11 protein-coding genes are annotated in these 14,197 nt (G+C 64.5%); 7 read left to right on the plus strand and 4 right to left on the minus strand.

Annotated elements, in window-relative coordinates; translation table 11 throughout:
- Window positions 1-330 precede the first annotated feature (330 nt).
- Entirely contained in the window at window positions 331-1,647 is a 1,317-nt protein-coding gene (locus tag A9K65_RS12545) for an NAD(P)H-dependent oxidoreductase (RefSeq protein ID WP_064994587.1), read from the plus strand.
- A 4-nt stretch (window positions 1,648-1,651) separates the two neighbouring features.
- Here the strand turns inward: A9K65_RS12545 and proC are convergent, their stop codons facing one another.
- The 3 genes from proC to A9K65_RS12560 are packed head-to-tail and all read right to left on the minus strand — an operon-like array spanning window position 1,652 to window position 4,829.
- Entirely contained in the window at window positions 1,652-2,467 is an 816-nt protein-coding gene (gene proC, locus A9K65_RS12550) for a pyrroline-5-carboxylate reductase (protein ID WP_064994588.1), read from the minus strand.
- A gap of 60 nt (window positions 2,468-2,527) precedes the next feature.
- Complete coding sequence (locus A9K65_RS12555) at window positions 2,528-3,862, minus strand: O-antigen ligase (RefSeq protein WP_027162296.1); 1,335 nt, start codon at window positions 3,860-3,862, stop codon at window positions 2,528-2,530.
- Window positions 3,831-4,829, minus strand: coding sequence for a glycosyltransferase (locus A9K65_RS12560; protein WP_064994589.1), 999 nt, complete (start codon window positions 4,827-4,829; stop codon window positions 3,831-3,833). The genes A9K65_RS12555 and A9K65_RS12560 overlap by 32 nt, the downstream gene beginning before the upstream one ends.
- Before the next feature lie 172 nt (window positions 4,830-5,001).
- Here A9K65_RS12560 and A9K65_RS12565 point away from each other — a divergent pair, with 172 nt between their 5' ends.
- The 3 genes from A9K65_RS12565 to A9K65_RS12575 are packed head-to-tail and all read left to right on the plus strand — an operon-like array spanning window position 5,002 to window position 7,885.
- Entirely contained in the window at window positions 5,002-6,174 is a 1,173-nt protein-coding gene (locus A9K65_RS12565) for a glycosyltransferase family 4 protein (protein WP_064994590.1), read from the plus strand.
- A complete protein-coding gene (locus tag A9K65_RS12570) occupies window positions 6,171-6,965 on the plus strand; it encodes a WecB/TagA/CpsF family glycosyltransferase (protein WP_063170060.1) in 795 nt (264 codons plus the stop codon). The genes A9K65_RS12565 and A9K65_RS12570 overlap by 4 nt, the downstream gene beginning before the upstream one ends.
- On the plus strand, window positions 6,962-7,885 hold the full coding sequence (locus A9K65_RS12575) for a DUF6492 family protein (RefSeq protein ID WP_064994591.1): 924 nt from the start codon (window positions 6,962-6,964) through the stop codon (window positions 7,883-7,885). The genes A9K65_RS12570 and A9K65_RS12575 overlap by 4 nt, the downstream gene beginning before the upstream one ends.
- A gap of 80 nt (window positions 7,886-7,965) precedes the next feature.
- On the opposite strand, the gene A9K65_RS12580 is transcribed toward A9K65_RS12575, so the two are convergent.
- Window positions 7,966-9,261 (minus strand): lipopolysaccharide biosynthesis protein, encoded by a 1,296-nt coding sequence (locus A9K65_RS12580; protein WP_013530229.1) that lies wholly within the window; start codon window positions 9,259-9,261, stop codon window positions 7,966-7,968.
- A gap of 198 nt (window positions 9,262-9,459) precedes the next feature.
- Here A9K65_RS12580 and A9K65_RS12585 point away from each other — a divergent pair, with 198 nt between their 5' ends.
- The 3 genes from A9K65_RS12585 to A9K65_RS12595 all read left to right on the plus strand — a co-directional run bounded on the left by A9K65_RS12585 (window position 9,460) and on the right by A9K65_RS12595 (window position 14,111).
- Window positions 9,460-12,012, plus strand: a complete 2,553-nt coding sequence (locus tag A9K65_RS12585) for a GumC family protein (RefSeq protein WP_064994592.1) — start codon at window positions 9,460-9,462, stop codon at window positions 12,010-12,012.
- 180 nt (window positions 12,013-12,192) lie between these two features.
- Entirely contained in the window at window positions 12,193-13,092 is a 900-nt protein-coding gene (folD, locus tag A9K65_RS12590) for a bifunctional methylenetetrahydrofolate dehydrogenase/methenyltetrahydrofolate cyclohydrolase FolD (protein ID WP_064994593.1), read from the plus strand.
- Window positions 13,093-13,148: 56 nt separating this feature from the next.
- Window positions 13,149-14,111, plus strand: a complete 963-nt coding sequence (locus A9K65_RS12595) for a GlxA family transcriptional regulator (RefSeq protein WP_013530232.1) — start codon at window positions 13,149-13,151, stop codon at window positions 14,109-14,111.
- Window positions 14,112-14,197: the final 86 nt, after the last annotated feature.

Raw genomic sequence — 14,197 nt, forward strand, 5'->3', positions numbered from 1 at the left:
CTGGAGCCGCGAGCCTTCGCTCGACGCCTCGCAATGATGCTCCATCCAGCCTTTGACGCCGTGGCGCAAAGACACTCCCCAACTTGCCGCAGAGGCGAATGCTTCCCGACTGTCGCGTCGGTGAACATTTGCCTTTGTTGACAAACGAATGTTTTATTGGGGTTGTCCGCTACAATGTCAATTGGTTGGGTTTCGGCGAATCGAGCCCCGGCGGACGTGCCTTCCGAGACGATTTCGTGGGAAATTGCCGGTCGCGACCGGGTTTCGTTGGCAAATAGAACCCATTCCCTGCTATCCGACCCCAAATCACGAAGCTGTGGACATTCCTGCATGACCAACGTCGCCCTGACCGGGCTTGCCCGTGATCTCGCCAAGCGTGCCGCCGAGAACCGCCCGGTGCGCATCGGTGTCATCGGCTCGGGCGAAATGGGCACCGATCTGGTCACGCAGGGCATGCTGATGCCGGGCATTTCGGTCTGCGCCGTCTCGACGCGCCGCCCGCACACCGCGCGCGACGCTATCCGCATCGCCTATGGCGACGAAGCCATGGCGGTCGAAGCCGACACCGCGTCGAAAGTCACCGGCGCCATCGAAAGTGGCAAGATCGCCATCACATCCAACGAGATGCTGGTCACCAATCCGCTGATCGACGTCGTCATCGACGCCACCGGCAAGCCGGGCGTCGCCGCCGATTTCGACCTCATGGCGATGGAGCACGGCAAGCATCTGGTGATGATGAACGTCGAGGCCGACGTCACCATCGGCTGCTATCTCAAGCAGCAGGCCGACCGGCTTGGCGTCGTCTATTCGGTGGGTGCGGGCGACGAGCCGTCGAGCTGCATGGAACTGATCGAGTTTGCGTCGGCGCTCGGGCTGACCATCGTGTCGGCCGGCAAGGGCAAGAACAACCCGCTCAACCACGATGCCGTACCGGACGACTATCGCGCCGAAGCGATCCGCCGCAACATGAACCCGCGCATGCTGGTCGAGTTCGTCGACGGCTCCAAGACCATGGTCGAGATGTGCGCCATCGCCAACGCCACCGGGCTGGTGCCGGACGTCCCCGGCATGCACGGCCCCAAGGCCGATCGCGACGACCTCGCCAAGGTGCTGATCCCGCGCGAGGATGGCGGTCTGCTCACGAAGAAAGGCGTCGTCGACTACACGGTCGGCAAGGGCGTCGCGCCCGGCGTCTTCGTCATCGTCGAGGCGACGCATCCGCGCATCATCGAGCGCATGGACGATCTACATATCGGGCACGGCCCCTATTACAGCCTGTTCCGGCCTTATCATCTGACATCGCTGGAAGTGCCGCTGACCGCAGCCCGCATCGTGCTTTTCGGCAAGCCCGACATGGTGCCGTTGCCGCGGCCCGTGGCCGAAGTCTGCGCCGTTGCCAAGCGCGACCTAGTCGCCGGCGAGACCTTCGATGCGATCGGCGAGACTTGTTACCGCTCCTGGACGATGACCGTCGGCGAAGCCCGCGCCCAGCGCGCCGTGCCGGTCGGCCTGCTCGAGGGCGGCAAGGTGCTGAAACCGGTCACGAAAGGCGAATTGCTGACGGCGGATAATGCGTCGCCCGACCAGACGACGAGGCTGTTCGCCTTGCGCCGGCTGCAGGATGAGATGCTGTACGGGACAAACTGAGGATTTATCTCCCCAGTTCGACCGACCGCAGCCGCGCAGCCTCCACCGCTTGCGTCAGCAGATTGGTCAGCCGGTCCTCGCCCATCAGAACGGCCAGCGCCGCGGCCGTCGTGCCGTTGGGGCTGGTGACCTGCTGGCGCAGCACGCCCGGTTCCTCGCCGCTTTCGGCGGCGAGCGAGGCGGCGCCATAGACGGTCTGCATGGCGAGCAGCTTGGCGGTCGCCGTCGGCAGACCGGCCTTCTCGGCGGCAACCGTCAGCGCTTCGATGAAATGGAAGATATAGGCCGGTCCCGATCCGGACACGGCGGTCACCGCATCCATCAGGCCCTCATCGTCGATGGTGGCCACTTCGCCGCTCGCCGACAAAAGGTCGGCGACGAAACGCTTGGTGTCATCGGACACGAGCTTGTTGGAGAACACCACCATCATGCCCTTGCCGATCGCCGCGGGCGTGTTGGGCATGCAGCGCACGATCGGCGCGCGATTGCCGAGAATTTCCTCGAAGGTGGCGGCAGGCGTGCCGGCGGCGATGCTGACGAAGGTGGTGCGGCCGTCGCCGAAACGCTTGTAACCAGCGGTGACGTCGCGGATCACCTGCGGCTTCACCGCGATGACCACGAGATCGGGCACGGCATCGGCCGGTATGCTACCGGCATCGGCTGATGTCGCGCAGCCCAGCGTTGCCGCGCGATTGCGCAGATCGGCATTGGGCTCGACCACGAAAACCGCCGACGGCGCGAGCTTGCCGGATTTCAGCCAGCCCGAGAGCATGGCGTAGCCCATATTGCCGCAGCCGGCGAGAACAAGCCTGATCGTCATCGAAAGCCCTCCAGAGCAAGGCCTTCACATAGACGCTGGCGCTTCCCTGGGGAAGCCCCATCAGGATCGCGAGCCACGATCGGGATCGCGCACTGCTATCGGCCGCAGCGACACTTGCCTGAGGCCAAGCACGCCGAGCACGAAGAACAGCCAGACCGGGTCGCCGCGATGGAAGAAGAAGCTTTCGAGGAAAGCGTTAAGCGCCGTGAACAGCACCACCATCATGAAGAAGTCGCCGAGAAAGATGTTTTCCCTGCGCAACGGAATGCGCATGTAGTCGCGCAGCGGCGCGATGAGGAAGGTGTAGACCGCCACGCATAGTGCCGGAATGCCCATCAGCACGGCGATGTCGAGATAGCCGTCATGGCCGTGCACGATGGTCCTGATGTCCCAGGGCCGGTCGAATGGCTGGTCCTGGTTGAGCAAGAGCGGCGTGCCCCAGAAGCTCTCATAGCCGTAGCCGGTCCATGGCTTCTTCGCCAGCATGCTGCCGGCGAACTCCCACAGCGTCGTGCGGCCGGTATAGGTCATGCCGGGGAAATAGATCGCCGCCAGATGTTTTACAGGCGGCAGGAAGACGATGCCCAGCGTGCCGACAGCCGTGGCGATGATGGCCAGCGCAAACAGGATCGGCGTGCCGAGCCGCATGCCTATCAGGCTCGGGAACATGACGATCAGGATCGAGAACGGCACCAGGCCGGCTGTCGTCTTGGAGCCGGTGTGCAGCATGAAGATCATCGCCGCGAAGAAGATCCCGGCGCCCCAGTAGCGCTGCCCGCGCCGGTAGAGATAGAGGCCTGCGAAGCTGAGGCAGGCCATGACCGGGCCGGCAATGTTCTTGTGGGTGAACACGCCGCGCCACAGTCCGGCATGTTCGGGCTCCTGCGAGTCGGCTGTGTGCATCGCCTCGTGCGGAAACACGATGAGGCCGAGATAGGAAAGGCCCATGACCACGACGGCGGTGAAGATGATCACCTTCGAGAAGGCTTCGGCGTCGCGCGGCAGCACCAGGATCGTCGCCATCGTCAGAATGCCGATCAGCGTGAAGGAGGCGGCGCGCATGGCCGAAGGCGGATCGGTCGACAGGATCACCGAGAGGAAAAAGAAGCCCAGCATCAACACCCAGGATGGGCTCAGCAGCGAGCGCACCACGCGCGGATCGGCAAAGGCCATCAGCGAGAAGATCGACATGGCGCCGAGCGAACCGAAGCCAAGCTGGTTGACGATGTCGCCGCCTTGACCGGTGAGTTCGGCGCCGCCCGGCTGGAACGGCCGGAACGACACCATGATGACGGTGAACAGCAGCGCGGCAATGGCGGTGGCCACGCCTTCGCGCGTGAACGCGTCGCCGAGCGGCGCGCGCTCAGTTTTTCTCAGGCTGGCGGTACTGCTCATTGGCATATCCGAATTCGGCCAGCACGCGGCCCAGCGCCACATGGACGGGGTAGATGGCGATCGCCGGCGATCGGGTCCGCGCCAGCCGGATCATGCCGCGAAACGGCGAGGCGGCAAGCAGTGCCAGGCTCTTCAGCAACACTTTGGCGCCGGCCATTGGCGTGCCGGCGCGCTTCTTCTTTTCGACCAGTGTCGAGATGACGCCGTTGCGCAGGCTGCGGGCGCGGATCCAGTCGGCTTCGATACGCCGCGCCGGAACGGTTTCCAGCACCTTGGCCTCGGCGCACCAGCCCAGCACAAAGCCCTTTTGCACCGACCGGCTGAGAAAGTCGGAATCGCCGCCGCCCATGAAATTGAATCTGAGATCGAGAAAGGGCGGACCCATGGCGATCAGCACGTTGCGCCCGACCAGAAGATTGCCCGACGAATAGAGCGCCGGCACGCGTCCGGTTTCCCGGTAAGGCGGCGCGAACACCGGATGGTCTGCCCATCGCGCATGGGCGGGGTCGGCAAACACGGGCACCTGCGGGCCGCCGACAATGTCGGCGCCGAGCGTTTCGGCAGCCAGGCACATCCGTTCCAGCCACTGCGGATCGGCGATCTCGTCGTCGTCGATGACCAGCAGATGCCTGAAGTTCGGGAATTGCAGGATGGCTGTCTGCCAGCCGGCATTGTAGGCGCTGCAATTGCCGCGCTCGTGCGCGATGATCACCAGGCCCGGCATTTCGCCCCGCTCGAACAGCGGCAGCGCCGCCTTGGCGCCGGCCCGCGCCTCGGCTTCGTTCTCCATGACGATCACGGCAAAGCGTCTGCCGGTTTGCTGCGCGCGCAGCGACGCCAGCGTTTCCAGCACTTGCTCGGGACGCTTGAAGGTCGGCAAGGTGACGACGGCTTCGACGGCCTCGACGTCAAGCCGCGGCGTGCGTCCCGCGACCGTTACCGAGCCGTCCGATGGCAAAGGGATCATCCGTGTCCAGCCACATGGTGAGTTGGGCTCTGGTAGCACCACGGTTGATAAGGTTTCGTTAATCACCTTGTACGGAGAAGCCCGCCAGGCAGCGGCTTTCGGTCGTCGAATGTGCAGGCTTAATCAAGGGTTCACCGCACTTTGCTACCGGCTACACCACTGGATAGGTAAGATGCATCTGCTGTTCGCCACATCGATCGTGCCCGACGGCGCTCTCGCCTCGGGCTACGAGATCGCCAACGCTGCGATCATCGCTGCCTTGCGGCGCGCTGGCGCGCGCGTCACCGTCATCGGCTTTACCTGGCCGGGAAAACCCGCGGACGACCCCGAAAACACCGTGGTGCTGGGTGCGATCGACGTGCGCACGGAAAATGCCTCCGCGCGGCAAAAGCTGGCCTGGGTCGGCAAGGCGCTGCTTTCGGGCCTCACCTTCGCGTCGGTCAAGCTGCGCGCCGTGTCCGACAGCGATGTTCTCGCTGCCATTGAGCGTGCCGGACCGTTTGACGGCTATGTCTTGAATTCCGTGCAGTTCGCTGGCGCCTTCGAAAAGCTGTTCGCTGAGCGGCCTTCGATCTTCGTTGCCCACAATGTCGAGCATCTTTCGGCGCGGGAGAATGCCGCTGCCGCCGACGGTCTCTTCCAGCGCCTGCTGTTTCGCCGCGAGGCGAGGCTGCTCAAGACCGTCGAAGAGCGTCTCTGCCGCCGGGCGCGCTTCGTCTTCACCCTGGCCGAGGAAGACCGCGCCGCACTCGGTGTCGCCTCCGACAACCGCTCGGCGGTGCTGCCGCTGGTGACCGGTGCCCAGGCGCCAACCCTGAAAAGCCCGCGCCGCACCGATTGCGACGCCGCCCTGATCGGCACCTGGACCTGGCAGCCGAACCGCATCGGCCTCGACTGGTTCCTGGGCAAGGTCGTGCCGCATCTGCGGCCCGATTTCCGCATCCGCATTGCGGGCCACATGCCTTCGGGCGTCGCGTCGAAGCACCCGGGTGTCGAATTTGTCGGCCGCGTGCCCGACGCGCAAGCTTTCGTGCGCGGTGCTGCCGTCATCCCGCTGATCAGCACCGCCGGCAGCGGCGTCCAATTGAAGACCATCGAAACCTTCGAGCTCGGCCTGCCTTCGGTCGCCACCAGCCGTTCGCTGCGCGGCATCGACCACCGTCCGGCCAATTGCGTCGTCACCGACGATCCCGTTGCCTTCGCCAGGGCGCTCGAGGCTGCGGCGGCCGACATCCGCGACGTTGACGGCAGCGCGTTCCGGGGCTCGCAGGTCAAGGCGCTCGACGCTGCCATCCGGCTCGGCTTCGAAAAGCTCGCCCCTCTCAGGCAGGAGGCGTTTGCATGAACATGCATTCCGCCCGCGCCGCTTTCGGGCTCGACACGCTGAAGACGATCCTTGGCATCCCGGTGGTTGCGGTCCGCTGGAACGATGCCATCGCCCTGCTGAACCGGTTGATTGCCGAGCGGCGCTTCACCAAGGTCAGTTTCCTCAACGCCCACAACGCCAACATCGCCTATACCGACCCGGTGTTCGCCGAAGCACTCGATGATTTCCTCATCCTGCCCGACGGCATCGGCATCGATCTGGCGGCGAGGCTCCTCTACGGGGCGCCGTTTCCCGACAATCTCAATGGTACCGATTTCGTCCCGGCCTTCCTGCAGGCCTCGACGACGCCGCTGACCGTCGGGCTGCTCGGCGCGACGCGCGTCAACGCCGAAGCGGCGTCGGTCAAGCTGGCGGCACTGGCCGTGCAGCACCGGTTCGTGGTGATCCATGACGGCTATTTCCCCCCTTCGCAGGAGCAGGAAATCGTCGACCGGATTGCCGCGCTTCGGCCCGACGTGCTGCTCGTGGCCATGGGCGTGCCGCGCCAGGAATTGTGGATCGAACGCCATATCGACGCGCGCCATTGCACGCTGCCGATCGCCGTCGGCGCGTTGCTTGATTTCCTGAGCGGCGCGGTGCCCCGCGCGCCCTTGTGGATGCGCCGGCTGCGGCTCGAATGGCTGTTCCGGTTGGCTGTCGAGCCGGGCCGCCTGTGGCGCCGCTATGTGGTCGGCAACCCGCTGTTCCTGCTGCGCGTCGTCAGGCAGAAATTCTCGCTTGCGCCCGAAGCCGCGGGAGATACCAAATGAACAGCAGGTTCGTGCCAGGTGCCGCTGTCGAGCCAAGCCCGCTCCGGCAGACACCGACGGCGGCCATCGTGACGGCAAGCTATGCGCCCGATTTCGAGCGCTGTCGCCTGCTGTGCGAGACACTTGATCGCCACGTTTCTGGCGCGGCGCACCATTACATCCTGGTCGAGCATCGCGATGTCAGTCTGTTTCGCCAATTGGAGACCGGCCGCCGCACGGTGGTCGACGAGCGGGAATTGCTGCCGCGCTGGCTGCACGCCTTCGACGACCCGCTCAGCCTGTTTCGCCGGCGCGTCTGGCTCAGCCTGAAGACCCAGCCGCTGCGCGGCTGGCATGTGCAGCAGTTGCGCCGCATCGCCATATCAGCGCATGCATCTCAAGACGTGCTCATCTTCTGCGATTCCGATGTTGCCTTCCTGAAACCTTTTGACTGCGGCGCCTTCTGGCGCGACGGCAAGGTGCGCCTGTTCCGCCGCGACGGTGTGCTGGCGGACGAAGGTCATGAGGAGCATCGCATCTGGTCGCGCAACGCCGGCTCGGCACTCGGCATCGACCCGTCCCGGACGTCGAACCATGACTACATCTCGACGCTGATCGCGTGGCGGCGCGACACCGTGCTGGCGATGTGCGGTGCGATCGAAAGGGTCCATGGTCGCAACTGGGTCGAGGTCGTCGGCTCGGCACGCAAATTCTCCGAATGCATGATCTACGGCCGCTATGTCGACGATCTGCTGGACGGAGCCGGCCACTTCCACGGTTCCGAAGAGTTCTGCCGCGTGCACTGGACCGGCGAAGCGCTTTCGGATGACGAGTTCCGCCGCTTCGTTGCCGCCATGGCGCCGGAGCAGGTGGCGATCGGCATGCAATCCTTCATCGGCACCGATATCGGCCGCATCCGCCGTCTGATTGGGTTGGATTAGATCATCCCGAAAAGCGGAAACCGGTTTTCTCGGACAAACGATTTCCGTTTGTCCAGAAGTCATGCACAAATGAGAAAGCCCTATACGGGCTTTGCCGGCTTGCGCATCGCCGAATAGGTGAGCAGCGTCGAGGCGAGATACAGAAGCAGGAAGACGACATTGAGCGACAGCACCAGCTTCGGCGTGTCGAGGATGGTCGTCAGCACATAAGTCAGCAACAGCGCCTTCAATCCGGCGAGCAGGCCGAGATTGAGCGCCCGCACCAGCGTTTGGCCGCGTGCGAACAAAAGCTCGGCCTGGTATTCGACAAGATTGCGCAATCCCGGCACGCAGATTGCCAGCACCACCAGCGGGGCAGCCTCGGCGACATTCTTGCCGAGTGCATTGGGGAAGAAATGCAGCACGATGCCAAGTGTCAGCAGCGCCAGCGTCGAAACCGCGAACACACCGCCTTCGATGCCGCTCTTGACCGCCAGACGCGACAACAGTTCCGGCGCGCGCATCATGCGCTGCACCAGCATCATCGAGAAGGTGCGGATCGGAATCGCCGTCAGGTCGACCAGCCGCATGATGATGGCGTAGATGCCGGCCAGATGCGGGCCGCCGATCGCCAGCACGAGCAGCTTGTCGAACTCCATCTGCAGGTAGAACAGCACTTCGGCGCCGGCCACATAGATGGAATCGGCCAATCGCCTGAGATAAAGCTCGACGCGCAGCCGCAGCCTCTGGCGCGGGTAGAAGAAGCCGAAGGCGATCAGCAGCGAGGCGGCATTGGCGCCGATATAGAACCAGGACCATATCCAGACGCTGTGTTGCGCTGAGAACATGAACAGCACCGCGCCGAGCGCCCGCAGCGCGGTCGCCAGGATGGCCAGCAGCGCGGCGCGGCCGAACTTGCCCAGGCCGTTGTTGACGATCAGCGCCACCTCCACCGGCCGCCACAACAGCGCTTCGGCAAAGACGATTGCCGCAAACACCGACAGCGGCACGGTGTCGGCAAAGAAAAGCAGATAGACGCCGAACGAGGCCGCGGCCAGCAGCGGCAGCGACAGCACGCCGAGCAGCAGGAAGCCGGCGGAAAAGGTGCCGATCAGATTGGGACGGATGGTGGCGGTGCGGTAAAGCGCCGAGATGAACCCGAAAGCGAGGATGCGCGACAGCATGACGCCGGCCGCCGACGCCGTGGCGAACATGCCGAATTCGGATATCGACAGCGTGTTGGCCAGCGCGATGAAATAGGCCAGCGAAAACACCAGTCGCCCACCGGCACCGCTGATCGCTGAGAAATAGTCGCGAAGCAGCCCCCGTCGTTCGGCCAAAAAGCTGCCGATCCGGGCGAGGGGCCGCCTTTGCGGTATGTCACTGGCCTGCGTCATGTCTCAAGGAGAGCCTAGGCCGGAAAACTTAACGTGCCGTTCTGGCGGCTGGGCTTGTGTCGAAAATAGATGCAACCGAAACGAGAAACCGACGCTTCGGCGCGGGAAAATTAACCTTTTGTTTTCCATGCCTGTTTAGCGTGGCTTAACGAATGGCCAATCTCCGTTCGCAGGTCGCCAAGGGTAAAGTTCCAGACGATGGTCGACAGGGAAAACCGCGAAGACTGGAAGCGCGAGCGCTCATTGCTGGCGCTGGGCCAGGCTGTGCGTGGCGACGAACCCGACGCGTCGCTGGTCTCGATCGGCGACCGGGCAGACCCGTCATGGCGCGAGGATGCCGCCACGCGTCATCGCCTCGCCCGCTCGCAGCGCGAGGCGCGCAACCCGAAACTGTCGGGGGATCCGGTCGCAACCGACGGGGATCATGAGCAAGCTTCAACATCGTACCGCGCGCAAACCACGCCACGGACACAGCCCGGTGCCGCCGAAACCGCTGGCGCACGTCGCGCCGATCATACATCGGAACCTTACGCTGCAGGCGACGCGTCGTTATCCCGAAACGACGGCACGGACAGCCAGCAGTGGAAGCCGCTGATCGATCCGATGCAGGTGGTGCGCGGTGTCGGCAAGTCGAAGCTGCTGATCGTGACGACGACACTGCTGGGCGCCGCGCTCGGCATCACCATTGCGCTGTCGACGCCGAAGAAATATGAGGCCACCACCGAACTGATCGTCGACCCGCGCGACCTGAAGCTCACCGACCGCGATCTCACCCAGTCGGTCGTCGCTTCCGACGCCACGCTGGCCATCGTCGAGAACCAGGTTCGGGTGCTGACATCAGGCACTGTTCTCAACAAGGTCGTCGACAAGCTCAATCTGGTCAACGACCCGGAATTCAATGGGCAAGGCGGCGGCGGCCTCAGCGTCATGTCGCTCATTCGCTCCATCCTGTCCCGCAATGATGGGCCGGGGGGTGTCGACGACAGCCGTCGCCGCGCGCTTGCTGTCGGCAACCTGGCTGAGAGCCTTTCGGTCGAGCGCGGCGGCAAGACCTTCGTCATCACCGTCAGCGCCACCACGCAGAATGGCGAGAAATCGGCCCTCATCGCCAACACGATGACGGATGTCTTCCTGCAGACTTTCGGCCAGATACAGTCGGACACCGCAGGCCGCGCCACCGACGAACTGACGGCCAGGCTCGACGAGTTGCGCAAGGGCGTCGAGGCAGCCGAGCGCAAGGTCGAGGATTTCAGGGCCACGCACGATCTCGTTGACGCGCAGGGCCATCTCATCAGCGACGATGAGATGCTGAAACTCAACGAGCAGCTGTCGGTCGCGCGCGCCCGGACCCTGGAACTCAACGCCCGGGCGGCCTCGGCGCGTTCGGTCGACGTCAATTCGGTTCTCACCGGCACCTTGCCGGAGGAGATCAACTCCAACACGATGAGCGATCTGCGTTCGCAATATGCTTCGCTCAAGCAGGAAGCTGACCGCGCCGCCATCCGGCTCGGCCCGCGTCACCCCGAACTCCAGGCGATCAATGCCCAGATTGCCGGCGCACGCGACCGCATCGCCTCGGAGCTGCGCCGCATCGGCTCGTCGCTGCAGGTCGACCTCAAGCGCGCCGTCCAACTCGAACAGGATCTTGCCTCTCGCCTGGCGCAGCTGAAGGTCCGCAGCGGCGACGTCAACAGCGACCTCGTGTCGATGCGCGAACTGGAGCGCGAGGCGACCGCCAAGCGTTCCGTCTACGAACAGTACCTGCTGCGCGCCAAGGAGACCGGCGAGCAGAAGGACATCAACACAGCCAACATCAATGTGATCTCGAAGGCCTTCGCGCCGCTCGAGCCGAACGGGCCGTCGCGGGTCGTGGTCGCGCTTGCCGGCCTGTTGCTAGGTTTCGCCTCCGGCATTGGCCTCGGAGCCATGCGTGGCGCCTATGAGAGCCTGCGTGACACCGCCAATTCGCGCTCGCGTCGCGACCATGGCACGGACGAACGCCGGACGCCTTACGAAGACAAGGCATATCGGGCAGCGCCGCCGCCGGCGCCGCCATTACCACCAGCGCCGCAGCCATCGACACCCCCGCCTGCATCACCACCGCCGGCCGTGCCACCGCCTGTCCAGCAAGCCGAGGCCTCGCCGGCAGAAAGTCCCGGCCGGATCGGTGCCTTGCTGTCGAGGCTGCAGAAGTCCGTCTCCCGCAGGCCATCCCGGGAGGAGCCGTTCGATACCGTCGAATGGGCCTCTGCCGAAAACGGGGAGCCAACGCAGGATCCGCAATACCGCGCCTATCCCCGGCCGGCGCCGGCCTTCGAGCCCCGGCAGGCGGTCGCGACAGCATACCCGGCACCACCTTTCCAGCCCGGCGGCCATCCGCAGCAGACGGCGCAGCCGCCACTGCCGCCTCCCATGATGACGCAGCGGCCATATTCCGGGCCGCAGCTCTATCCCTACGCGCAGCCATTGGGCTACGCGCAGCAGCCGGGCTATCCCTATCCGCAATCGATGCCGGCCGCCAATGCCGGGCAGCAGCCCGATCCGGCTCAGCCCGCTTCCGAGTCCTATCCACAGCCGCCCGTCGCGCAGCAGCAGGCGCCTCAGCCTCATCAGCGCTCGGCGGAGCCGTCGCAGGCCGTGGAGGATGCCGAGCAGCAAGCGCCAATCGAGGAAATCCGCGCCAGCCTGCGCGAATTCCGCGAAGCGGTTCGCGAACTGACCGAGAGCCGCACGCGCCGCCGCTACTTCTGAGCCACAAAAATCTGCGCGGTGCCGTACAAAAACATGCCGGTTTCGCGTAAACGGCATGGGACGGCGCTTTGGCGGGATTGCATGTTGGATTTTTCGTGAAGATGCCACGCTGTGAAAGATCGAAAAGCGCGTCGCTTCCGGAAGCGACGCGCTTGGGCATTCTGGTGTTGAGGGTGGTCCATGGCTGAAGTGATTGATGGCAAGAGCGTTGCCGGGGACGTTGTGGGGACGGTCAAGACCCTGACGGCTGAACTTGTCGCCAAGGGCAAGGCCAAGCCCGGTCTTGCCGTGGTCATCGTCGGCGAGGATCCGGCCAGTCAGGTCTATGTCGCGTCCAAGTCGCGCACCGCCAAGGAATGCGGCTTTCATTCCGTCCAGCATACGCTGCCGGCCGAAACCTCCGAAGAGGCATTGCTGAAGATCATCGGCGACCTCAACGCCGATCCGGCCATCAATGGCATCCTCGTGCAGCTTCCTCTGCCGGCCCACATTGACGCCGGCAAGATCATCCAGTCCATCGCGCCGGAAAAGGATGTCGACGGCTTCCACTTCATCAATGTCGGCAAGCTCGGCACCGGTGAACTCGAAACAGCGTTCGTGCCTTGCACGCCGGCCGGCTCGATGCTTCTGATCGAGCGGGTGCGCGGCAAGGACCTGTCCGGCCTCAACGCCGTCGTCGTCGGCCGCTCCAACATCGTCGGCAAGCCGATGGCCAACCTGCTGCTTGCCGCCAACTGCACCGTCACCATCGCCCACAGCCGCACCAGGGATCTGCCGGCCTTGGCCCGCACCGCCGATATCCTTGTCGCGGCCGTCGGCAGGCCGGAGATGATCAGGGGTGATTGGGTGAAGCCAGGCGCCACCGTCATCGATGTCGGCATCAACCGCATCCCGGCGCCGGAAAAGGGCGAGGGCAAGTCCCGCCTCGTCGGCGATGTCGCCTATGCCGAAGCGGCCAGGGCCGCCAGCGCCATCACACCGGTGCCCGGCGGTGTCGGCCCCATGACCATTGCCATGCTGATGGCCAATACGTTAGCCTCCGCCTACCTTGCGGCCGGATTGAAACGGCCGTCCTTCTGACCCGCCAGAAAGCTGCAGCTTTGCCGAACCCCAGTGTTCCCTCAGAACGGCCGGTCATGACTGACCCCGTTCAAGGCGGCCGGCAGTTCGCATTCCTGCTGGTAGACAAGTTCTCCATGTTCTCGCTGGCTGCCGCGATCGATACGTTCCGGTCGGCGAACCGGTTGCTTGGCCGCGACTTCTACGGTTGGACCACGGTGTCGGCCGATGGCGATCCGGTGATGGCTTCCAATGGCCTGCCGCTCAAGATCGACTACGCCGTTGCCGACCTGCCGCCGGTCGATATCCTTTTCGTCTCGGTCGGGCTGACGACCGAATTCCCCGGCAAGAGCAAGGTGCTGGCGGCTTTGCGAAGCTGGGGCCGGCGCGGCAATGCGCTGGGTGCCCTGTCGGTCGGGTCCTACCTGCTGGCCGAGGCCGGCCAGCTCGAAGGCTATCGCTGCACCATCCATTGGGAAAACCGTGCCGGCTTCGTCGAGCGATTCCCCGACATCAACTGCACTGGCAACGTCTTCGAGATCGATCGCAAGCGCTACACCTGTGCCGGCGGCACCACTTCGATCGACCTGATGCTGGAGATCGTGCGCGGCGATTTCGGCTCGAACCTCGCCAATGGCGTCGCCAACCAGTTCCAGCACGAACGCATCCGCTCGGCCGGCGACCGTCAGCGCGTCGGACCCGAACGCGACCTGACCGGCAAGTCGGAGAAGCTCAGGCGCATCGTCGAACTGATGGCCGACCACCTCGACGAGCCGCTTTCGGCGGTACAGCTGGCCAAATCCGCCGGCCTTTCGGTGCGCCAGGTCGAGCGCCTGTTCCTGCGCCATCTCAGCGTCACGCCCGGCCGCTATTACATGCGGCTGCGGCTGGAGCGGGCGCGCGAACTGCTGCGCCAGACCAACATGCCGATCCTCGACGTGGCGATCGCGACGGGCTTCACCTCGCATTCCTACTTCGCCCAGAGCTATCGGCTGCAATTCGGCAGGCCGCCTTCGGAAGAACGCCGCACGACTTACTAAGCTGGTTTTCGTTTTCGTTGAGAGTTCGGCATTCGGCCCCGCGCATCGGGCCAGGGCTATGAATTCGGGTTAATGGGTTCTTTCGG

Source organism: Mesorhizobium sp. WSM1497, assembly GCF_001672455.2.
Classification (GTDB): domain Bacteria; phylum Pseudomonadota; class Alphaproteobacteria; order Rhizobiales; family Rhizobiaceae; genus Mesorhizobium; species Mesorhizobium ciceri.